The following is a 22,892-nucleotide window of genomic DNA, read 5'->3' on the forward strand; positions in this document are numbered from 1 at the left end:
AAAACACATTCTACCATATATCAAGAAAAAAGCATGTTTTGCAGAAAAACACGCTTTATGATTTCTTATTCACGCTGCCCATAGCCTTCTTCTTCAGCCATGGCATCAGCCTTTGTCGTATGAACAGTTCCAAATGGATGGTTTGGTGGTGCATAAATTGTGTAAAGCTTTAGCGGTTTATTGCCTATATTCGTAACATTATGCCATGTCCCTGCTGGCACCATAATGGCCATATCTTCAGACACGTGTCTTTGGAAGTTTAAATAATCTTTACTTGGTCCCATCTGTGTAACGCCATGCCCTTCCTCAATACAAATAAATTGATCGACGTGAGGGTGTACTTCTAAGCCAATATCTTCCCCAACGTTAAGGCTCATCACAGTTACTTGTAAGTGTGGCCCTGTCCATAGTACTGTTCGATAATTTTTGTTGTGCTTTGTAGTCTCTTCAATGTTGACAACGAATGGTCCTGATCCAAAATCATTCTGGACATTACTTCTTGGCACTCGTTCTTCCTGATTTGGATAGGCCCAATAAACAGGTTGATAACCGTAATTATACAGTAAATAATTACCGTAATAAGGGTGGTACATGTAACTCAATCCTCTCATACATGATAACGCTATATTATGCAGTTGAATGAAAGAAGGTACTCCGTTTGCACGTTGAATTATTAATGGAGTGCTATTTATAAACAGATTGGAGGTAGCTGCCATGTACGCTAGATTAGCAGAAATGCTAGCAAGTACTACGGCGATTAAATGGTTTCCTGGACATGATGTTGAAGATGATTGGATTGTAGAAGCTGAAGTTGAATTAGGGTTCAGCTTACCACCATCCTATTGCTGGTGGTTAAAAAATTATGGCAATGGGCAACTGAATGGTGGATCTATTCTCACAATCGGTCAACCAGCATACAGAGACATCGATCATACAGATATTCTTTATATACATCGTCTTAACTTGGCTGACAAGGATTGGTGTAAACAATATCCGAATAGGTTAGATTTATTTGTTCCAGACGCAGACGAACTATATTTTTTTAATACATCATCAAAAGATGAACATGGTGAGTTTTCAGTTATGTGCTTTGACTTATTGAATGACATGATTTATGAATATGCTTCTACTTTCTCAAAGTTTCTCGAAAAACTAATGGATGAACGGAGCTAATAGTGTGAGTTGCCATATCTATAGAGGCAACTCACAACTCAGAAAACTCCCTTTTAAGACGCTTGCGAAACTTATCATCTGTCAGAAATTTCAATTGAAAACTATTCATACTATTAGATAGTTTAATTTGTTCCATTGTATTTAAGTCGTTAGCAAAAAGGGCAATTTCCGTTTGATTCCCTTCTTTATCTTCCGCATAGGCTGCTAGTGTTAAGACAAATGCAGTCGATCCACCCTTTTGACCTGCATGTGTTAGCCATTCTTGATTTTTAGGATTCTGCATCAACTGTTCCATTACGGGATCTAAGTATTTATGTACCTCTGCACTGAAGAAATTTTTATTATTCAATTTTTCTAAAATAGAGATGTAATCGTTTGTAGTGGCCCTTATTAAACGGTCAGACCATATCTTTTGAAAATCCATATTGAGCAGTTTTTGTGCCTCTGCTTTCTCCTCGTAAGTCAAAGGTTGCTCTATCCAACTGGCGTGAATAGACGATGCACGCTCACGATATTCAGCCATATCCATTTCTTGCAAAGCCGCTAATGTTTCTTTTTTCGTTAAATTTTTTTCTTTCAAGACTTGAACCGGGATATGGAGTGCACTGACGATTGGATATAATGGTTCATGATCCTCTACATGTAGCTGTGTAAGCACATCATTAATCGCTTGAAAACCTAATACATGCATTAAATATTCCGTATTCGCATTGGAACTATAAGCAATCATACCACTTGCGACTTCACTTAAAGGTACATGATCCACACCCTGAAGGTTTAACTGCGCTAACCATGCTTCATGTGCACCTCCATCCGTTTTAGGAATATAAAATACCTCTAACTCCTTTAGATCGACCTGTTGCTGAGGATTAATGCGACCCTCTGCTGCTTGCTGTGCATAGGCTATAGCGACGATGATTTTAACTGTACTTGCTAATGGCAGCTGTTCCTTAGTGTTTAATTCCACCCAATATTGTTGATTGCGTTGAATGGCTACGGAAACATTTTTATCAGCTCTATGTTCCTTTATAAATTGAACAATATATTCTGGGTCGTCCTTCTTAATCTCTTTTTGAAACTTCCAAAAGACAATACCTATTACTAACCCTGCACAAATTAAAATGCCACCCATCATCCAATATAATTTTTTCACTTTCATCCCTCCATCACTCGTCTGCTTCCACCAACCATTGCTGCAATGCTGTAGACGACTGGTTTAATTGCAACGCTATTTCTATGTTTACTTCATCTGGGGGCATCACTTCCACGAGTATACAAATAGCGTCTCTTGTTTGATTCAAGGCAAATAGTCCCTCCTCATCAAGCTTTTTCATGGCTAATTCCATTGCTGTTAGCCGGAATGTCAATTCTTGCTGCCATTTTTCACCCCCAAGGACATTGATATTAGGTCGCTCATTCAAGTACTGACATACATTTGTAAAATACTCTTCACCGAAGCAACAATAAGGAGAATCTGCATAAGACCATTTGATAAGAGCAGCCATTTCAGATTGAGAGTTGTTGCTATTTCTTGCCTGTTTAGTAGCTTCCCGCTCCAATGCTTCCCACGACCAAGCTGAAACGTTCGGAGCATGCCCTTCGCCAGTTGTATATAGCGTACAGTAATAGTCCCGCTCACCATTTTTAAATAAATTCAGAAATGATTTTCTTGCAGCATTAACAATTTCCTCTACTAAAGTCTCCGGTAGGCATCATAACTATGAATATCTCCTTTAACTTGCTTTAGGTATATAGAACGTGTTATCGACGGATAGCACCTTTTTCAATTTGATAGTAAGACACAAAAACCATCTATAATCTCCATTTAGGTGGGTTTTGAATGTTTCAATTTAGTCATCGATCCTTCTTGAGAAATAAGACTAATGCTAATGAAGCCAAAAAGAATAAACTTAGATGGAAACTAACCAAATTAACAATGTATTGAATGTAATAATGAGTATTAAGTATTGTACTTTGTTGTCGCATTAAAGTAGAAATAATTGTTGGACTAAATAACGAAATAACAGCGATAACAATTATACAACTTGAAAACATTTTCTTATCCAAAAAATCACCTACCAATTCTGTTCAGAAGTATCTATAGGTTTTTGAATAAGATGCTCCCACTAGTTTTCCTGCAACTCCACTCCCAAGACTCATCTCTCCTATAGTGGTAGCAGCATTTAATAAAGTTTAAGGTCATTGCATTGTAAGCTACATACACTAATGAATTAACGAAGCTCTTAAACTGCTGATGCCATTTTCTAAATATCCTTTGAGGCATGTTAACATATAAACCCAACCCTCTTTTTGCCCCATCATTTTTGCCATAATCTCTGGGTCATGGGCATTAAACCCTGACTCTACTACAGTAATAATGGTTTCGCCTTGTAATTCTTCAAGAGTGATGGTAACCATCGTCACTTCACCATGCTCTTCACCCCATACAAACATAATTTTTTCATTAGCCTCCATTTCCAGCACAGTGATTACACCCTCAGCATGATACTCATCATATCTAAGCGTAATCCTTTTACCCGCTCCCCATCTTTCAGAGCTATCAGAGAACCAATAATGCCCAATTTCAGTAGGAGAAATAATGGCTTCAAAAACTTTATGGACTGGCTGCCTGATTTTTAATTTCGTCGTCACATCCGTATTCATCATCGATCATCATCCTTTTTGTAATATTTATCTACACATTCTTCGCCAAATTTTCCCTTTTACCTCTCTAATAATAAAAATTAACTAAAAAAGTGTGATTCCCCTAATGGTAAAATCACACTTTTATATTGGTAAAATGATCTCAAATGTTGTACCGACATTTAATGTACTTTGGACGTTTACTTTCCCATGATGCTTTTCAACGATGGTTCTGACAATAGATAAACCTAACCCAGAGCCACCCAACTCACGGGCTCGGGAGTGATCGACACGGTAAAACGGCTCAAAAATATAGTGTAGCTGATCATTTGGTATCCCAATTCCTGAATCTGTAATTGTAATATGAGTAGCTCCATTCTTAACCTGTCCACGAACTTCAACCATTCCATTCTTGTGGTTGTACTTAATCGCATTTTCAATCATATTAGAAAAAACTCTATAGAGTAATGTTTGATTTCCCGTTATCGTTTTCACGTCAATATCTACAGAAATAGCGATATTTTTTTCTATACATAAAGGCTGTAATTCTTGTGTAATCGTGTCTAACATTGCTTTGAGCTCAATATCATCAGAAAAATGTTCCGTTTGCTCATAAGCTAATGTTAACAGATCGTTCACAACCTGGATGAGCCTTTGTGTACCTTGCTCTGTCACCTCTAAATTTTCCTTATAATCTTCTACTGTTGGTGATTTTTCCAGTTTTAAAACCTGGATACCTGCCTTCATGGTTGTTAGTGGTGTTTTCAATTCATGTGCTGCATTTGCGGCAAAGCTCTTTTGGTACAGAAACGATTTTTCTAGTCGATCTAGCATGTGATTAAATGAAGCTGTAAGATCCCCTATTTCATCTTTTGTAGAAATATGTTCGATACGTTGAGCTAAATTATGTTCGCTTATATTTCCGATTTTTTGACTAAGATCATGAACTGGCTTTAAAGCTCGACCAGCCACTACATAAATGGTAGCTATCCCTGCTACAATAATAATTAACATCCATATGACACTCTGATTGATAAATTTCTTTTTCGCTTCTCTTACATCCGTAATCTTTATCTGAGCAACAATATCATGATTCATCTTGGTTTCTACTGTCGTCTCATCTATGATTTCTTTGTGAAGCCTATTTTCTTGATTGAGTATCGTTGTCGTAATAGGTTGAACAATTTTTTCCTCGGCACTATAAATCGATAGGAACGTTAACAAAATTGTAACCACTACAAAAATACAGCCAGTTAAAAGGGTCAGCCTCATTCTTAATGTTAAGTTATTCATATGAACCTCTATCATTTTCTGCAATGATATAACCTTGTCCTCGGATTGTCTGAATCACTTCTATTTCCCCCAAAACATCTGCCATTTTTTTTCGTAATGAATGGATATGGAACTTGAGTGAATTTGAAAATAAATCCGTTTCACTGTCCCATACATGCTCTATCAACTCCTCTGAGCTAATGACTTTATTTTGATGTAGCATGAGATATGCTAGAATAGCATATTCCTTTTTGGTAACATGTATCATCTCACCATCCACTAAAACTATTTTCTTTGAGCTATCAAGTGTTATATTTTCAAAAGATATAATGGCGCTTTTTTGACTAAAAGACCGCCTTAATAAGTTGCGTATACGCGCATCCAACTCTTGAAAATCAAAGGGCTTTATTAAATAATCATTGGCTCCACAATCAAGACCCAATATTTTATCATGAATAGCTGAACGTGCTGAAAGGATAAGTATTTTCACATCCTCGCTCTGAACTCGAATCTGCTCTAACACCTCTATGCCATCCATTTTGGGTAGGTTTAAGTCCAATATAATAAGGTCATATTCATTGATTTCGAATAATTCTAATGCTTCCTTACCATCAAAAGCTGTATCAACGGCATAGCCAGATTTCTTTAACCCTTTAGAGATGATCCTGGATAAGACAGCCTCATCTTCGACCAATAAAAGTTTCATTCGTTCTATCCACCTTTAAAAATCAGACTTTTTTAACGACCCGTTAGTTTCATAAATTTTGCTAACAAACAAGTCCTACCCCTTTGTACTAGAATAGCCTACTTGAATTAGCTTTTAAAATAATTTAAGTCAACTAACACTTGTCTCTTTTACCTTTACATAGTAAGAAGCTTGTTTTGAAAGATCAAAACAAGCTTCCTTTCATTACTTTTCCTTTTCCCCGCCATCAACTATTGTAGTTGTCATCATCACAGCACCCTCAGGAATAGCTGGCATTTCACCAGGTTCAAAGGTTTTTACGCTCACTTTTACTGATTCTTTTTCATCTACTTTTGTTTTTTTCATTAACAAGCCTTTAGGAACCTCCTTTTTCTCTCCAGGCTTAAGTATCTTCATATCAGCCTTGATTGATTGTGCCCCTTTTTCATTCTCATCATTTGAAGAAGCTAATGCAGAAAATGAAAAACCACCTGTTAATAAACCTAATGCTAGTGTTCCTACCCCTAATGCTCTTAATTTCATAAATATCCCTCCAAGAAAATGATTTGTAACAATGGTTACAGACCAAGTATATCGATTGCTAGGTTAGAGGAAGGTTAGATTTTATAATAATCGATGATTTCTTTTACATTCCTATAATGTTCAAAATTTCGCTGACACATTTGTTTTGAATATCGATCATCATTCCTTTTTATAGTGTATTGACGTTTTATATACTCTTCTTATGAATATAAATTCAATAAAAAAAGGTGCGATTCTCCTGCTGATAGAATCGCACCTTCCCATTTAAAATATTTTATTACTTTCTATAGTAAACTGTAAATCTGCTACATTTGCGATAAAATTCTTATCATGTGTCACGAAGATGATTGTTCCCTCATAAGCCATTATAAATTGCTCTAGCGCCTCTAATGCTTGAATATCTAAGAAGTTGGTTGGCTCATCCAGTAACAGTATATTAAAGTTCCCCAAAAACAGATAACAAAGCTGGAGTCGTATCGCTTCACCACCGCTTAATAACTTCACACTTTTTTGTATATCATTTCCTACAAACTGCATGGAATTTAGAACACTTCGTAGAAAACCCTCATCGTAATCAGAGCGATTTTTTAAAAATTGGAGGACCGTTTCCTCACTTTTAAATTGGTAGCTCATCTGATGAAAATAGCCTATTTTGGCCTTAGGGGAAATGGTTAACCCATCCCCATAGTTTGCAATATGTTGTAGTAATGTACTTTTTCCACAACCGTTACTACCTGCAAGCGCAATCTTTTTACCTAATGGTATTTGGAAGTTCACTTTATTCAATAGTAGTTTCCCTGGTACGTGTAAAGTGAATTGCTCTGCCATAATCGGAAATTTATTGTGTAGTTCCAAAGCTTTCGATTGTCGAAAAACTATTTTTCTCTCTACCTGTACCGCATCTACTTTCTGAAGCTTCTCTATTCGATGTTCTATCGCTTTGGCTGCACGTTGTACGCTTTTTTGACTCGTACCTTTGGACTTTGTCATAAACATACGATTCGGTTTTGCATGAGCTTCTCTTTTTGACATGCTCCCTGCTTGGGTAATTTTTTCAGCTTTTCTCATTTTTTTATCAACAGCTTGTTCAAGACGACTTCTTTCCTTCAAGTATAAGTCATGCGCCTGACTTTGTTGATCTCGCTCTACCTGCTTTTGCTGAGCATAATTACTATAATTTCCAGAATAAATATTTATTCTGCCCCCATCAACCTCCCAGATCGTTGTGACCAATTCATCTAGTACAGCACGATCATGGCTAATTAGTACAAGCGCTCCATAATAATAACGCAATTCATCCAGTAAAAACGAAATACCCTCTTGATCTAAATGTGTTGTTGGTTCATCAATGAGCAGTGCTTCCTCATAAGAAGAAAGTAATTGTGCTAACTTCAATCTCGTTTGCTCCCCACCACTTAGTCCTTCAGAATATGGAGGAACAGCTAATTTTCCTAATAACTGTGCCTCTACCTCTACGAACGTTGGTGCTTCCATTTGTTCAAAATATCCAAAATGAACATGACTCTTTAACATCCCACTCGTCGGCTGAATTTTGCTAGCAAGTAACTTCATTAATGTACTTTTTCCAGCACCATTTTTCCCAACGATGCCGATCCGATCGAATTGGTGAATAGCTAATTTTTCAATGTTTAAAATTTCTTTATCTAAATAATTTACGATTACATGCTCTAATTCAAAGCAAATTTTCTCCATATTGCTACCTCCCGAAAATAAATCATTTCGTATCGATAGCTATGGTATCGATACGAGCTTTTAGTTAAAGCCCGTATCAAAAGAATAATAGCATATGCATTCTACCTTCCCCCTTATTAGGTAAATAAAAAACACAGACAATGTGCCTGTGATCTAAGTAACTGAGATATATTAGGAAAGTTGTCTCACTAAATAAAGGCGTGAGCTCCCTTTGTTGTGTTATGAAAGATGATTAAAAAAGGACAGACTATCCCGTATACTCTGGTTTCACAAACAGAGTTATTGACCCTATTCAGTTATTGGTTCAAAACGGTAAAACGTAGTCTCATTGAATAGCCCATTTTTTTAATCCTCCTTAAAAGTGTTATGATTATTATAAATATTTTTCCCAATTAGTCAAGGTCTCCCAGACTAAAGACATACAAAAAAAGGTCGATATATCATAAATGAACATTACAAAAAGTATATCATTTGGTGAAAACCTGATATAGTATGGATTTAAGAAAAAATCTAAATTGATATGGTGGTGTTATGTGAATGAAAAAATACGTAATGGATATTTTAATGATTATGCTTGGATCACTGCTCTTTGCCCTTGCAGTTAACTTATTTGTCATTCCGAATGATTTGGGTGAAGGCGGCGTAACAGGCTTAACAATTATTGCCTATTATCTTTTCGGATGGTCTCCGAGTATTGTCAGCTTTATCATGAATGCAGCTTTACTAATGGTTGGCTATAAATTCCTAAATAGACAAACAACAATCTATACTATCATTGCGGTCTCTTTCCATTCTTTATTCTTACATTTAACAGAATCTTGGTCTATTTCCTCAGATGAGATTATCGTAAATACGATTTTTGGTGGCGTATTTGCCGGGGTTGGTATCGGCTTAATTATTAGAGTTGGTGGTACAACAGCAGGTTCTACGATTTTAGCTAGAATTACCAACAAATATCTTGGTTGGAGTATTAGCTATGGACTTTTATTCTTTGATTTAATTGTTGCTTTTTCATCTTATTTTATCATCGGTGCAGAGGCTTTAATGCTAACGATTATTATGCTCTATGTTGGTACAAAGGTGATGGAATTTGTGATTGAGGGCGTTAACCCTAAAAAAGCTGTTACCATTATCTCAAAGAAACCAGAAGACATTGCTGGACAGGTGACTGCTTATATGAACCGTGGAGTTACAGTTCTTTCAGGTCATGGCTATTATACAAAGGAACAAAAAGAAATTCTGTATATCGTCATTAGTAAACAAGAAGTTGTGAAGCTCAAAAAAATTGTCAAAGAAGTCGATAAAGATGCCTTTATTGCCATTCATGATGTAAGGGACGTTTTTGGAGAAGGCTTTATTGAACTAGCAAAATCTTAAGACAGTCAAAACACCTTTTGTAAGTTACAACAAAAAGGTGTTTTTTCTATTTACCTATTTCTATCGATCTGTAAGGAGCTTTCAATAATACTGTCCAATAGTGCTGGATAACTGATGCCAGCAGCCAGTGCACTTTTTGGTAGAAGGCTATTTTGCGTCATCCCAGGCAATGTATTAACCTCTAACACATAAGGGACGCCATCCTTAATTAACATATCTACTCTAGCATAAACACTGCATCTTAAAGTCTTGTAGCTTAGCATCGCAGCTTTTGCCACACGATCATGAATCGCAAGTGGGAGTTCCACAGGCTCCTCTATTGTAGAAGCATCATCATATTTCGCCTGGTAGTCAAAAAATACTGCCGTATGTTTGATTGAAAGGACTGGCAAAAGCTTCTCATTGAGGATTGGGCATGTAATTTCGTCACCAATCAAGTACTGCTCAATAATGATTTCGTTATCCCACCTAAATACCTCTGCTACAGCAGTCAATAAGGCACTCTGATTATGGACAATTTGAACACCTACACTAGAGCCACCAGCATTTGGTTTCACTACAAGCGGATAACCAATAAGTTCTATATCCTGTAAGGGCAGCTCCTCTCCTTTGATGAGATGTATCCAATCTGGTGTTGCGACACCTTCATATCGCAATATTTTTTTAGCCATATTTTTATCCATGCACAAGCTACTTGCTAGAAGACCACTTCCTGTATAAGGAATACCCAATGTTTCTAGTACCCCTTGAATCGTACCATCCTCCCCAAACTTTCCATGCAGTGCTAACAAAGCGACATCAATGCCACGCACCTTATCAATTACCTCTTTGTTGTCATCTAAAGTAATGGCAACAACCTCATATTTTTGCTTATCTAATTGAGCGACCATTTCTTTACCTGTCATAATGGAAACCTCCTTTTCAGAGGAAGTACCTCCCATAATTACGCCAACCTTCATTTTCTCAACCCCTCATATCATTTTTCAATGTATCACCTATGATTTGAATACCACGAACAATATCGTCATCTGCTAAACGAGAAAAACCTAAACGAAATGTATTACTGCCTTTCCCATTTGTGAAAAATACATCTCCTGGGTAAAACACTACGCCCTTGTCATAGCACTTCTCCAGTAGCAGACGTGCATCAATTCCCTCTTCTAGCTCTATAAAAAGATGGAGCCCACCATCTCCTGTGATTCTACTAAACGGAATGAATTGCATACAGGCTTGACGAGCAAGCTCATATTTTTTTTTATAGACAGACCTTGCCTTCTTTAAATATTTTTCAAAATAGCCATCCTGCAAATATTGATATAATACCGCCTGATCGAGTGTTGACGTATGAATCGTTCGAGCTCTTTTCATGCTTTCTAAGCAGTCGATTAACGCCTTATCTGCTAAAATCCAGCCAACACGTAAGCCTGGGAAAAGTATTTTAGAAAAGCTGCCAATATAGACAATGTTATTACCTTTACCACTAAAAGCGATCAGCGGCGCCAAATGAGCGCTTAAATACCTTAATTCCTCATTAAAGCCATCCTCTACGACGGGAATTTGATATTTTGCAAAAAGCTGAAAAATAGCATTCCGTTTTTCTGAGGAAGTAACAATTCCAGTAGGATTATGATAAGACGGAATGAGATAGGCAAAATCAAATTCCTTTGCTGCTAAGGCTTTTTCCACCTGATCCATATCAATGCCATCATCTTTCATTTCAATGCCATGTATCTCTAACCCATGCAAACGGAAAAGTTTTAATGCTGCTTGGTGTGTAGGATTTTCACATAGTACACGCCCTGATTTTTTAGCTAAAGAGGACAATAAAATATCTAGCCCCTCTGTAAAACCATTTGTAATGACAATATCTTTATTAGAAATGTCTACACCCTTCAATTCCATATAACTGAGAAGATAGTCAATTAAAGGCTTATAGCCCTTTGCATAGCCATAGTTTAAGACAACATCTCCTTCAATCGACATTCTTGTAAGAAACGCCCTTTTGAAATTTTCAACATCAAAAAGCTTTTCTTCCGGGGCAATACTAGTGAAGGAGATCATTCCTTTTTGCCACTGTATATCTTGTCGTAATAAATCAATTTCATCTGCTAATAAAGTGGTTGCATTCAGCCTTTGCTTCCAGTCCATTTCAATAGACGCTGTTTTCAATGGCGTGACCTTCCCTACAAAATGCCCTATTCCCTTCTTTGCATAGATGATGCCATCTAGCTCTAATTCGGCATATGCGTTCAAGACCGTATTTCTACTGATTGATAATAGCTTACTAAGTTCACGGGTAGATGGAAGCTTTTGATGTTCTAACAGATGCCCTTTGACAATCATATCTTGAACATAATCCTTCAATTGCACATAAACCGGACGTTCATCCATAAGCTTAAAATCACTAAACACTTCCTAACCCCCTTGCTTCATTTTTTCATAACCCTTGCCAACCTAAAAGGTCCACCTCTTATGTAATTTCCAGTTAGAGTGGTTGCTTCTCTTTCTATCATATTTCAATAGTATGGTGTGTATATCAAGAAAACCCTACGCTATGTAGCATGAAATATAGGAGTTTAAAATTTATCATATACAGTTAGACAAAGCTAGAAACGAACTGTTTTCATTTTAACAAGAGGAATAACCTCCTGTTTATTATGCTATAGTGTATTTATGGGTAATTTTTCAAAAATTAGAAAGGAGCTATGAAATGGATGAAATTTTAACGATTACGAATTTAACGAAGAGTTATGGAAACAAGGAAATCTTGAAGGGGATTGACCTTCATGCAGCTAGAGGGGAAATCATCGGTTACATTGGTCCTAATGGCGCTGGTAAAAGTACGACTGTAAAACTTATTCTAGGGCTAGAAGGTGATTATGGCGGAGAAATTAAGCTCTTTGGAAAAAGCATAGGGCAAGATCATATTGATTATAAACGAAAAATTGGCTACGTTCCCGAAATCGCTGATGTTTATGACAATTTAACAGGCTATGAGTATTTAACCTTTATTGGACAGCTTTATGGTTTAGAGCTAGAAGAGGCGGCTGACAAATCCAAATCACTAATGGAATTATTCGGGGTTGGTGAAGCATACCATTCTAGAATTTCCTCCTATTCAAAGGGGATGCGCCAAAAACTACTCATCATTGCAAGCCTTATACATAATCCAGACCTACTATTTTTAGACGAACCTATCAATGGCTTAGATGCAAACAGTGTCATGATTTTTAAAGAAATTTTAACGCAGCTGGCTGCCAACGGAAAAACCATATTTTACTCATCTCATATTATGGATGTGGTTGAAAAAATCAGTAGCCGTATCATTCTTCTGTATGATGGAAAAATTGCAGCAGACGGAACATTTGCCCAACTACAAGCAGATAATACCGAAGGAACATTAGAAAGAATTTTTAACCAGTTAACTGGATTTCATGAGCATCAGGAAATCGGAGAGAAATTTGTGTCCATCGTCCGAGGAGTTCAATCATGACAGATTTCAAAACGCTACAATTGCTTGATAAATTCCGACTGCTCTTTGTAAAAATGGGCATTGATTATGACGTGATGAGAAAAATCCTTCATATTAAATTAACGATGGATGAACGTAAAGTACCAACAATATTTAATCAGAATAAAAAGAAAGAGAACCAAAAATACGGCTATATTAAATCATTGTGGATTTATGTTTTATTTGGACTTGTACTCATCCCACTTATGGGATTTGGTGAAAACTTTCTTTTTCAACTGAGTATTGCCTATGCCATGATCATATTTTTAATTATGACATCCCTGATTTCTGATTTTTCTTCTGTACTTTTAGATGTACGGGATAAAAGCATACTTTCAACCAAGCCTATTTCAGCTAAAACAATCAATGCAGCTAAATTTATGCATATTTTTATTTACTTATCTTATTTAACACTTGCCTTAACAGCTATCCCACTGATAGTCAGCCTTTTTACTCAAGGAATTGTATTTTTTATTTTAACGGGTCTTGAGATTCTACTCATGAATTTACTGATTGTGGCATTCACAGCCATTTTATATATTGCTATTTTACGCTTCTTTGATGGCGAAAAACTGAAGGATATGATTAACTATGTACAAATTGCTTTGTCACTCATGCTGATGATTGGCTATCAGGTTCTTATTCGATCCTTTGAATTCGTCGATTTAAATATGACCGTAACATTTCATTGGTGGAGCCTCTTCCTTGTACCGATGTGGTTTGCCGCTCCATATGAATTAATACTACATGGTGATACATCCTTATTAACAGTCATATACAGTATTTTAGCACTGATTATTCCTATAATCTCAATTGGAATCTATATCAAGCTCATTCCAACCTTTGAACGCAATCTTCAAAAGCTACTTAGTACAAGTAAATCAAAAAAAGAGAAGAACAACCGACTTAAGTCCTTTCTATTAACACTCGTGTGTAGCACACATGAAGAACGAGCTTTCTATCGCTTTGCCACTCTTATGATGAAGCAGGAGCGAGAGTTTAAGCTAAAGGTCTATCCGTCTTTAGGTTTTTCATTTATTATTCCTTTTATTTTCATGTTTACGTTTAATAGGTCCGAAGAAGTTGATTATGCTCTTAGTATGAGTTACTTAAATATTTACTTTAGTATGCTCATTATTCCTTCTGCTGTGCTTTTTCTTGGTCACTCTGCTAAATATAAAGCGGCGTGGATTTATAAAACACTCCCGCTTAAAGATTATACAGACTTACAAAAAGGTAGCTTGAAGGCATTTTTAATCAAATTGTATATTCCATTATTTTTAGTACTAAGTGTAATCTTTAGCTATATTTACGGCATTCGAATTATTCCAGATTTACTAGTAGTTTTAGTAACAAGCTGGTTGTATACTATTATTTGTTTCGTCACGATGAGCAATAAAATACCTTTTACTAAACCATATGATGAAGTTGGAGATGCTCAAGGCTGGAAAACTATGTTGTTATTCATCCCTTTAGGTATGCTGGCAGGTCTACATTATTTAATTGCTAGTCAGGTACCATTCGGCTCTACTGTATATTTCATTGTGCTTCTCCTCATCAATATCGTGATATGGAAGCTGGTTTTTAAATCGGAAAAATAACTACAAAACGGCTTGAGTCCCTTAATAGGATTCAGCCGTTTTTTCATTAAAAAGCCTTTCGCTCATAAATACGTATAGACAGTAACCATGACCCCGTATATAAGATAATAATGATGACTGTTGCAATGAGATATAGTTGTAGTTCCTGTACCGCCATAAATTTTTGTACAAGGGCTCTTACTTGATTATTAAAGTCCGGAACAAAATAATTTACCATCACCATATAAATTCCAAATAAAGTTACACTAACAATAGCTAAGTGCTTTGTTTTAAATTGATAGGATATCGGCAGAATAAATGACATCGCAATCATGACTAATCCCATAATTAGTAGTATTTCTTTCCACAGTACTAATACTTCTTGCCCGTTCAAAAGAAAGTCGAGCAGATACGTATAGCACATAAATAACCCTGTAAAAATGAATGCCCCAATATATTTTGAACTAACAATTTCCTTCCTTGTATAGGGTAATGAATTCAGTAAAATATTGGCATTATCTTTTTCATCACTGGAAAATGCATTCATAATAAAAACAATACTATAAACAAATACGATAAATACTGGAGAAACACTGACCAATAAGTAAAGTATAATAGTAGCTATGTAGATGATAAGCATGTTTTTTTGAATTAAAATATCCTTCAGAATAAGGTTCACCATATCCTTATCTCCCCTTTTTTGTATAATACATAATGTCTTCAAGCGTAGGTTTTTCGACGACAACGGCATCACCAAATATTGTGGCCACTCTATGTTTATGAGCTGTTAGTGCTTCAAAACCTCTGTTTGTTTTGCGAATGGCCAAGAACTCCTGCTCTGTTTCACGATCTAATAGCTCAAGCGTTCCCTTGACGATAGCGTAATCCTCTTCAATTTTATAAAACTCCTTCGTGAAGATATGCTCGCCATTATGAATAAAGGTAATATAATCTGCAATACGATCTAAATCTGTTGTAATATGTGTAGAGAAAAATATAGTTTTGTGTTCATCTTGCATTAACTCATGTAAAATATTTAGAAGCTCTCTACGAAATATAGGATCAAGACCTGATGTTGGCTCATCCATAATGATTAATTCAGCATGATGAGCTAAAGCCATGGCTAATGATGCCTTCATCTTCATCCCCTTTGAGAATGTCTTCATATTTTTGTTCAATGGCAGTTCAAACTGATTAATATAATGTTGAAATGTTTTTTCATCCCAGTTTTTATAAGCTGGTTTAATGATCCTTTTCATATCCTTTAGCGTAATATTTTCATAAAAAATATTGTCATCATAGACAAAACCGATGCGTTCTTTTATTTCCTTTTCGTTTCCCTTATAGGGCTTACCAAAAATAGAGATAGTCCCGCTATCCTGCTGCATTAAATTCATAATCATTTTAATCGTCGTCGATTTCCCTGCCCCATTTCCACCAATAAACCCTGTCACAAAACCCTTTTTAACTTTGATCGAAAGATCTTTTATTTCAAACCCATTAAAGGATTTTTGTATATGCTGTAATTCAATAACATTTTCCATCACTCATCCTCCGTATACAATAAAGTAAGCATTTCCTTTAACTCTATTAAGCTAATATTCATTTCCTTCGCATTTTGAATCGCCACCAACAACTTTTCCTCAATGGCCTTCATTTTTCTTTCCTTCATCATTTCTGTATTTTGTTCAGAGATGAACGAGCCTTTCCCAACAATAGAGTAAATAAAGCCGTTTTTTTCAAGTTCTTCATAAGCACGCTTTGTTGTGATGACACTAATTTCCAAATCTTTTGCTAGTTGACGCATGGAGGGTAATGGTTGGCCCTCTTGTAATTCACCCGTTAAGATTCGTTTTTTGATTTGTGCATATATTTGTTCATAAATAGGCTCTTTTGAACTGTTAGAAATAATAATTTGCATGCAAATACCTCTTTTGAAATATTGTATATATACTTTATATACAATATATACACATTTACAGTTATTTGCAAGTAAAAATTTCCTTTTAGTTAACCTGAGAAGATAGTTACCTGCAAACACCAAAAAAGCATATAGCCTAATGAATGACTATATGCCCTAAAACTTAAAATATAAATGCTTTCATTTCTTCCTCGTCTTCTCATCTGCTAAAAAGATTTCATAAAGACTAATGGTCATGTTTATTCCCCCTTTAATATTAAGGGTTACTATAAACACGGGTGTTAAAATGTAACATTTCACTAAAATTTATGCAGTATTATGTTTAATTTTTCAAGAGTGTCTAACATTTCGGCTAGCTCGTCAGATGATAAATAGGCATGGTATTTTTCAGTAATCTGTTGGTTAAATGCTTCCACTTCTTGTTGATAAAGTAATCCCTTTTCACCTAATTCTATAGAAAATGCTCGCTTATCTTCAACATGCTGCTTTTTTGTAATGTAGCCATCCTTTTCAAGCTTTGCTAACTGCTGACTCACTGCACTTTTCGTAATTGCCATTTTTTCAGCTAGTTCCGAAGGTGAGCAGGATGGATGTCGAATCACTAATGTTAAAAGAACATATTGCTGATTATTTAAGGAGAATTTAGTATAGGCCCTTTCCATTTTCTCAAGGATGATCCAAATATCTTCTATCGTTTGATTAATTTGCTCCGCTACATTGTTAGTCTTCATTTTTTTGAGTATCACCTTTTTCACGCCATTTTTTAGGATTTAGATAGCTTTTAAATTTGTTCGCTACTTCTTTCCCAACAAGTAAAGCACCCAGCCAAAACATGATTTCAGCAACTATAATACTTCCTGGTATTATACCTGCTTTTACTTTTGTAGGTATCGGTGTGAATGGTGTAATGATTGGGATTAACCACAGTGAAAGGGAAAAAATAATAATGCCTATTCCAAGCTTATAAGCAAAGGATTTTTGTGTTTTTTCATTAGAGGTCATATGTCTTCTCCTGTACAATAATTTATTTAAGTTAACTAAACTATATGATAAATTTATTTTTATGTAAAGCCGTTTTATCTTTACAAGAAAATAAAAACCCCTATCTATTTGAATACTGATGAGCCAAATAGATGGGGTTAGACTATCATACTTTAAGTATTTATTATTTCCCAGATGTAAGCGGCACACGTAGCTCTGCATCTGGATCATTCGTAATATATTTCCAAATATAAATATCGAGCTCTTTATCCTTGAAGTTCTTATACTCATCCACGTGCTTATTATTCCCATTACCAAGTATTTTAGCAATCAGAGGCATTCCATAGTTACGATCTTTATGATCTAGATAATAGGTTTGAGAGACACCACCAAATGTAGGATCAGTGCTAAAGGATTCAACGTAGAGGTTGCTATCTTTCTTATAGTAAGTCCACGTTATTGAATACTCTCCAATCGTAGATGTCTTACTTTGAGGTTTCTCTGATATGTCAGTTAACCGAATCGGTTGTTGATCACCGTCTTTTACATCAACACGATGTTTAGCTACCAATGTCACAGATTGATTCGACAACGAGGACACATCCACTCCCGTCAATTCAAAACGAAGCTCTGTTTTATACGGATCTTTTTCTATATCCCATCTCCCTCCATCCAAAAATACTCCTCCAATATCCAGCTGATAATCAATGTAAGGAATATATGCATATTTCTCCTTATGTGTCAGTATTAAACGTACTTGTGTTGGAGTAACTTTCATTTCATGAATTTTTATCCCCTCAGATGCATTTTCTAAAGGAATATTGACTACTTTTTTAAATGACCCCTTCTTCAATTCTTCTTTGGATAACTTCATCTCTATATTCCAACTATCCTTTGCAATATTTAATGTATGTTCATAAGTTAGTTGGAACTTTGTACCTTTCGCTCGTAAGTTGTGTGATGTGAAAATTTGCTGACTAAAGTATTCACCTGTTGCACCAGGAGTTCCAAATACAGGTGTTTCCTCTTCTTTAATAGGCTGATTTTTATCATCAATAGCCTTGATACGTACCCATTTGTTCTTCATTTCAGAATCTGTAAATTTAACCGCTGACTGAAGCATTACTTTCCCTTCTGATTGTTCAAAGGTTTGTAGAATTACATTGCCGATTCCATCCTTTTGAATAGCGAAATTCTGCGTATGAGAGTCATTAGGGTTGTAAGGAATAGGCAGTTCTTCATCACCTATGGAATGAATGTTCTTCATTAAAAATTTAATGTCCGATTTCTGATCATCTGCTACCCAGTCTGTCTCAAAATACCCTTGGAAAAGACCAAGATTTTCATTCCATCGATGTGAGTAATTCCCTTTAATAAAATCGCCATTAGAATCTTGAAGTCCAATTTGATCAAAGCTCACATTCTTTCCATCCCAAGATGCTTCAGGTTTCAAACTATATAGCAGAAATGTTCTGTTATCATCGATAAACGCTGTATGTACAGTTAGCGTGAACCCTTCCTTCGTAACAGATTGTTCAATCGTCTGCCCTAAGCCTTGTTCTAATGCAGACTGAATACCAGCTCTATAAGAAAGAATATTGGACCAATCATAATTCAGTGCTGCATAGACGGGTGTAGCCATTAAAGCGACAGCTAGTCCCGCAACCAAAACAAATCTTTTTCTTTTACGAGGTCGAAGTTCGATGGGTTCATCTGCAATCTTTAACTTATCCTGCTGGATACTATTCCACATTTGATCAAAGTCAGGATACGACATGTTATGGTCTGCCTTCATTTCATTGTTAAGCTTCTTTTCAATGCGTTCCAAATTGTTTCTCTCCCTTCAACGATAGGTTTTGATTTTGTTCCAACTTTTTGCGCATTATTTTCAATGCCTTATGAAGTCTCGATTTCACTGTACCCACTGGAATCCCTAGAGCTTCAGCAATTTCAGCTAACGATAGCTCACCGATATAGCGAAGGGTGACGACAGCCATTAATTTTTCAGGTAATTGCTTAAATAGCCCCTCCCATTCTTCCTCCGCTACCTTTTCCAATACAATGGTGTCTACAGATTTAACTGATTCTGTAGTTTGCTCATGAAGCAATAGAATCTGACTTTGTTTTTTTAACTGTGCCTGTTTTCTTTTAAGCATATTTAAGCATTGATTCATTGCAATTCGTAAAATCCAAGCACGCGTATGCTCAACATCCCTCCAATCTTGACGAAAAACGGTGACAAATACGTCATGGCAGAGGTCCTCTGCATCTTGGGTGTTCCGTAGCATGTAATAGCAGGTACGGTAGACATCTTTGTTGTATGCATCGAATAATTCACGTTCTGTCAATCTAAGGCACTCCTTTCTGATTGTTCTACTTTATAAACAAATGACTACTAGAAAAGGTTCATCTTTTTGGAAAAAGCCGTTACTTCACTTTAAAGATCCAACACGATAACCCTGCTCTAATGAAAGAGCAGGGTTTATCTACTTGCATTGTTTCTTTTTTGAACAGTGAAACAGGCATTTATAAATTTCTTTTCACTAATCTTCCTACTTGTTTTGCTACTAATTCGATATCACCATCGACCTCTTCTAAAACATAAGACTCTAAAACACCTAAGACAGCTGTTCCTAAAAACTTTAAGATAATATGTTTATCAATCCCCTGATTTGAAGGAGCATTTACATCTAATTTCTTATCGATTTCTCCCATAATAAAGACTAATAATTTTTTTCTAAATGAGAGTGTACTTTCACTTCTAAATAACGATGCAAAAAAAAGCTTGTGCTGCTGAAAGTAGGTAAACCATATAACGGTTCCTTCTATAAAGCCCTTCTCTTTCTTCTGATCACATATTTCTCTCAGACATGCTAAATGATCCTCAACAATTTTGTCTAATAAATCATATTTATCTGTGTAATGAAGATAAAATGTTTTTCTTCCGATGTCCGCTTTTTCACTTATATTTTTTACAGTAATATCATCAAAACCTTCATTTATCAACATTGCTAAAAATGAGGATTGTATCGCCTGTTGAGATTTCGTTTTTCTTCTATCCATTTTTTCCACGTTAAAACCTCCACGTTTTAATACACAGTTTTCATTTTATGTGTCATAACACACAATTGCTTGAATATGGTCATTGTTGTGACTACCTGTCTTTATTATTATAAATATACACGAGTGTAATAAAACTCACAAGTGTATATAAAACGTATAAAGGTGGTCTTCATATGACAGTTACAAAAAATAATGTAAGATTCAATGCAAGGGGAATAAAGCTTGCTGGTATTTTATACTTACCGGGGAAAGCTAACGAAAAGGAATCAAACCCTGCCATCGTTTGTGTACATCCAGGTAGTAGCTGTAAAGATCAAACAGCAGGTCTCTATGCTGAGAAGCTAGCAGAGTTAGGCTATGTCACAATTGCATTTGATGCCTCCTATCAAGGAGAAAGTGAAGGAGAGCCTCGATATATAGAAGAACCAGCTGCACGTGTTGAAGATATTCGTTGTGCGGTAGATTACTTGACTACACTTGCGTATGTAGATAAAAACCGTATTGGTGTCTTAGGGGTTTGTGCTGGAGGAGGTTATGCAGTGAATGCAGCAATGACAGAACGCCGCATTAAAGCGGTTGGTACAGTCGTTGGTGCAAATATTGGTCGATTAAATCGTGAAAGTGATCCTATTAAAGCGTTAGAGACAATCGGTCAACAGCGTACTGCTGAAGCTCGGGGCGCCGAGTCCATGATAACAAATTGGATTCCTAAAAACCAAGCAGCGCTAGAGCAAGCTGGGATTACTGATATTGATATTATAGAAGCAGTTGATTATTACACAACCCCAAGAGGTCAAAGTCCAAACTCTCCGAATAAGTTAAACTTTACAAGTATGGGATCTGTCATTGGTTTTGATGCTTTTCATTTAGTTGAGGAATTACTAACTCAGCCGTTACAAATTATTATTGGTAGTGTACAAGGGGCATTCGGGTCATATAAAGATGGTCATGAGCTATATAAAAGAGCAGCTTCACAGAATAAAGATTTACTTGTCGTTGAAGGAGCAAGTCACTATGATTTATACGATCAACCAGAACCTGTTCAAATTGCTGTTGAAAAATTAGCCAAATTCTATAATGAGTATCTTTAACTAAAGCTATTAGTTGAACCGAACTCTCTATAGTAAGTACTATCAAAAGTGCTCCTATTCAATGTTCGGTTCATCTATCATTAAAACGCAGGGATTACATTCTAAACAATCTCTTCCTTCAAACCCTCATAGGCAGACTTTGAATGCATAAATACATATAAAAGTAGAGAAATAAAAATAGCTAAGATACCAAATACAATACATACTAACTGTAGCGAAAGCCAGTCCGCTAATATGCCTAAAGCTAACGTAAAGACAATCTGTAGCATATTTACGCCCATTGTGGAAACACTGCCGAAGCGACCCATAATGGCTGATGGCACACTCAATTGATAAAATGTACTGTATCCCGCATTACAAAATGACATACATATCCCTAAGGCAATAAAACTAATGGTCCCCATTGCTACATTCGGTGATAAATAAAATAAGGTGTAGCAAATCGTTGTCAAAAGCAGACCATAAATAATATATTGTCTAGTTGAAAACCTTTTAGCATACCGAGCAGCCATTGCTCCACCGATAATCGCCCCAATCCCTGCAATACTAACCATTACACCATATAGACTATCTGAGGCTTGTAAGTTCTGTTTAATAAATGTAGCTTCCTGTGAATCTAATGCAAAAGCAATCATTAAAGCACCTTGAAAATAGAGAAAAACTTTGGCAAAGGCTCGCTCCTTTTTAATATAGGCATAGACAATACCATAATCCTCTTTTAGCATCTGCCAGGTAAGCCGTTGTCGGTGCATGTCCTGACGACCGTCTACTACTGGAAGCTTGAAAATGACCAATGCACATACAAAGAACGTTAAAGCATTAAACCAAATTGCTACGGATACATCTGATAAAGCAATGATAAACCCAGCCAGTGCAGGCCCAATTAAAAATGAACCTGAGCTAAATATTCCTAGAATGGCATTAAAGGATTGTTTATCTTTGTCTGGCACATATTTTGCAATATAATAGGTACTACTTGGTCCAAAAAAGCTACTCGCTATATTAGATAAAAATAATACGCCATAAATAAGCCAAATAGAAGACGTAAATGGTAACAATAAAATCAGTATCCCGCGAATGATGTCACTATAGATCATTAATTTTTGTTTATTGGATCGATCAATAATAGAGCCTGCAAAAAAGCTGGTTAAAATACGAGCGATTGGCCCTACAATAAATATACTAGCCATGGCAGTAGGTGACTCTGTCAAATGCCAAACTAATAAATTGAGCGCAACAAGATTTACCCAATTTCCTAAATATGAAAAACCAAAGCCAAACAGAATGAGACGATATTTCCTAATAATGCGCATAGGTCTCCCTTCTAGCTCTCAAAAAT

Annotated in this window: 24 protein-coding genes; 5 read left to right on the plus strand and 19 right to left on the minus strand. The window is 36.0% G+C overall.

All coding sequences use genetic code 11. The features are described 5' to 3' along the window. Positions 1-65: 65 nt before the first annotated feature. Entirely contained in the window at positions 66-611 is a 546-nt protein-coding gene (locus MHI04_RS21210; protein ID WP_170829871.1) for a cupin domain-containing protein, read from the minus strand. Between the two features lie 103 nt (positions 612-714). On the opposite strand from MHI04_RS21210, the gene MHI04_RS21215 reads away from it, so the two are divergent. Next, positions 715-1,173 carry an SMI1/KNR4 family protein gene (locus MHI04_RS21215; protein WP_036128784.1) on the plus strand — a complete coding sequence of 153 codons (459 nt, stop codon included), beginning with the start codon at positions 715-717 and terminating at the stop codon, positions 1,171-1,173. 31 nt (positions 1,174-1,204) lie between these two features. Here the strand turns inward: MHI04_RS21215 and MHI04_RS21220 are convergent, their stop codons facing one another. From MHI04_RS21220 to MHI04_RS21250, 7 genes are all read right to left on the minus strand, one after another. After that, a complete protein-coding gene (locus tag MHI04_RS21220; protein ID WP_036128786.1) occupies positions 1,205-2,326 on the minus strand; it encodes a serine hydrolase in 1,122 nt (373 codons plus the stop codon). A 13-nt stretch (positions 2,327-2,339) separates the two neighbouring features. Then, a complete protein-coding gene (locus MHI04_RS21225) occupies positions 2,340-2,858 on the minus strand; it encodes a DUF4303 domain-containing protein (protein WP_271913643.1) in 519 nt (172 codons plus the stop codon). Positions 2,859-3,396: 538 nt separating this feature from the next. Beyond that, on the minus strand, positions 3,397-3,840 hold the full coding sequence (locus MHI04_RS21230; RefSeq protein ID WP_080717176.1) for an SRPBCC family protein: 444 nt from the start codon (positions 3,838-3,840) through the stop codon (positions 3,397-3,399). 120 nt (positions 3,841-3,960) lie between these two features. Beyond that, positions 3,961-5,109: an ATP-binding protein gene (locus tag MHI04_RS21235; protein WP_342535174.1), complete on the minus strand. Its 1,149-nt coding sequence runs from the start codon at positions 5,107-5,109 to the stop codon at positions 3,961-3,963. Next, a complete protein-coding gene (locus MHI04_RS21240) occupies positions 5,102-5,794 on the minus strand; it encodes a response regulator transcription factor (RefSeq protein ID WP_342535175.1) in 693 nt (230 codons plus the stop codon). Before MHI04_RS21240 ends, MHI04_RS21235 begins: the two co-directional genes overlap by 8 nt. 204 nt (positions 5,795-5,998) lie before the next feature. Continuing rightward, positions 5,999-6,316 carry a hypothetical protein gene (locus MHI04_RS21245; RefSeq protein WP_089933690.1) on the minus strand — a complete coding sequence of 106 codons (318 nt, stop codon included), beginning with the start codon at positions 6,314-6,316 and terminating at the stop codon, positions 5,999-6,001. Between the two features lie 264 nt (positions 6,317-6,580). Then, the gene (locus MHI04_RS21250; protein WP_058845236.1) at positions 6,581-8,029 is read right to left on the minus strand and encodes an Msr family ABC-F type ribosomal protection protein; all 1,449 of its coding nucleotides are present in this window, start codon (positions 8,027-8,029) and stop codon (positions 6,581-6,583) included. 537 nt (positions 8,030-8,566) lie between these two features. Between MHI04_RS21250 and MHI04_RS21255 the strand changes: the two genes are divergently transcribed. Next, positions 8,567-9,406, plus strand: coding sequence for a YitT family protein (locus tag MHI04_RS21255; protein WP_036128798.1), 840 nt, complete (start codon positions 8,567-8,569; stop codon positions 9,404-9,406). 50 nt (positions 9,407-9,456) lie between these two features. Here MHI04_RS21255 and MHI04_RS21260 read toward each other — a convergent pair whose 3' ends face one another. Continuing rightward, the gene (locus MHI04_RS21260) at positions 9,457-10,365 is read right to left on the minus strand and encodes a D-alanine--D-alanine ligase (protein ID WP_089933688.1); all 909 of its coding nucleotides are present in this window, start codon (positions 10,363-10,365) and stop codon (positions 9,457-9,459) included. Between the two features lie 4 nt (positions 10,366-10,369). Then, a complete protein-coding gene (locus MHI04_RS21265; RefSeq protein ID WP_342535176.1) occupies positions 10,370-11,818 on the minus strand; it encodes a PLP-dependent aminotransferase family protein in 1,449 nt (482 codons plus the stop codon). A gap of 298 nt (positions 11,819-12,116) precedes the next feature. On the opposite strand from MHI04_RS21265, the gene MHI04_RS21270 reads away from it, so the two are divergent. Together MHI04_RS21270 and MHI04_RS21275 are read left to right on the plus strand one after the other, a co-directional pair. After that, the gene (locus MHI04_RS21270; protein ID WP_036128805.1) at positions 12,117-12,899 is read left to right on the plus strand and encodes an ABC transporter ATP-binding protein; all 783 of its coding nucleotides are present in this window, start codon (positions 12,117-12,119) and stop codon (positions 12,897-12,899) included. Further along, the gene (locus MHI04_RS21275; RefSeq protein WP_089933685.1) at positions 12,896-14,518 is read left to right on the plus strand and encodes a hypothetical protein; all 1,623 of its coding nucleotides are present in this window, start codon (positions 12,896-12,898) and stop codon (positions 14,516-14,518) included. Before MHI04_RS21270 ends, MHI04_RS21275 begins: the two co-directional genes overlap by 4 nt. Positions 14,519-14,564: 46 nt before the next feature. Here the strand turns inward: MHI04_RS21275 and MHI04_RS21280 are convergent, their stop codons facing one another. The 8 genes from MHI04_RS21280 to MHI04_RS21315 all read right to left on the minus strand — a co-directional run bounded on the left by MHI04_RS21280 (position 14,565) and on the right by MHI04_RS21315 (position 20,471). Continuing rightward, positions 14,565-15,179 carry an ABC-2 transporter permease gene (locus tag MHI04_RS21280; RefSeq protein WP_036128808.1) on the minus strand — a complete coding sequence of 205 codons (615 nt, stop codon included), beginning with the start codon at positions 15,177-15,179 and terminating at the stop codon, positions 14,565-14,567. Positions 15,180-15,183: 4 nt separating this feature from the next. Further along, the gene (locus MHI04_RS21285; RefSeq protein ID WP_058845232.1) at positions 15,184-16,041 is read right to left on the minus strand and encodes an ABC transporter ATP-binding protein; all 858 of its coding nucleotides are present in this window, start codon (positions 16,039-16,041) and stop codon (positions 15,184-15,186) included. Continuing rightward, entirely contained in the window at positions 16,041-16,418 is a 378-nt protein-coding gene (locus MHI04_RS21290) for a GntR family transcriptional regulator (RefSeq protein WP_036128812.1), read from the minus strand. The genes MHI04_RS21285 and MHI04_RS21290 overlap by 1 nt, the downstream gene beginning before the upstream one ends. A 299-nt stretch (positions 16,419-16,717) precedes the next feature. After that, complete coding sequence (locus tag MHI04_RS21295) at positions 16,718-17,149, minus strand: MarR family transcriptional regulator (RefSeq protein ID WP_036128813.1); 432 nt, start codon at positions 17,147-17,149, stop codon at positions 16,718-16,720. Then, a complete protein-coding gene (locus tag MHI04_RS21300) occupies positions 17,139-17,420 on the minus strand; it encodes a transporter suffix domain-containing protein (RefSeq protein ID WP_036128815.1) in 282 nt (93 codons plus the stop codon). Before MHI04_RS21300 ends, MHI04_RS21295 begins: the two co-directional genes overlap by 11 nt. A gap of 163 nt (positions 17,421-17,583) precedes the next feature. Further along, positions 17,584-19,227, minus strand: a complete 1,644-nt coding sequence (locus MHI04_RS21305; protein WP_342535177.1) for a DUF4179 domain-containing protein — start codon at positions 19,225-19,227, stop codon at positions 17,584-17,586. Then, positions 19,214-19,747 (minus strand): RNA polymerase sigma factor, encoded by a 534-nt coding sequence (locus MHI04_RS21310; RefSeq protein WP_036128819.1) that lies wholly within the window; start codon positions 19,745-19,747, stop codon positions 19,214-19,216. Before MHI04_RS21310 ends, MHI04_RS21305 begins: the two co-directional genes overlap by 14 nt. Positions 19,748-19,925: 178 nt before the next feature. Continuing rightward, the gene (locus tag MHI04_RS21315) at positions 19,926-20,471 is read right to left on the minus strand and encodes a TetR/AcrR family transcriptional regulator (RefSeq protein WP_036128821.1); all 546 of its coding nucleotides are present in this window, start codon (positions 20,469-20,471) and stop codon (positions 19,926-19,928) included. 164 nt (positions 20,472-20,635) lie between these two features. Here MHI04_RS21315 and MHI04_RS21320 point away from each other — a divergent pair, with 164 nt between their 5' ends. Beyond that, complete coding sequence (locus MHI04_RS21320) at positions 20,636-21,553, plus strand: alpha/beta hydrolase (protein WP_342535178.1); 918 nt, start codon at positions 20,636-20,638, stop codon at positions 21,551-21,553. Positions 21,554-21,654: 101 nt separating this feature from the next. On the opposite strand, the gene MHI04_RS21325 is transcribed toward MHI04_RS21320, so the two are convergent. Then, positions 21,655-22,866, minus strand: a complete 1,212-nt coding sequence (locus MHI04_RS21325) for an MFS transporter (RefSeq protein WP_342535179.1) — start codon at positions 22,864-22,866, stop codon at positions 21,655-21,657. Positions 22,867-22,892: the final 26 nt, after the last annotated feature.

It is taken from the genome of Lysinibacillus sp. FSL K6-1151, from assembly GCF_038630755.1.
GTDB lineage: Bacteria > Bacillota > Bacilli > Bacillales_A > Planococcaceae > Lysinibacillus > Lysinibacillus fusiformis_D.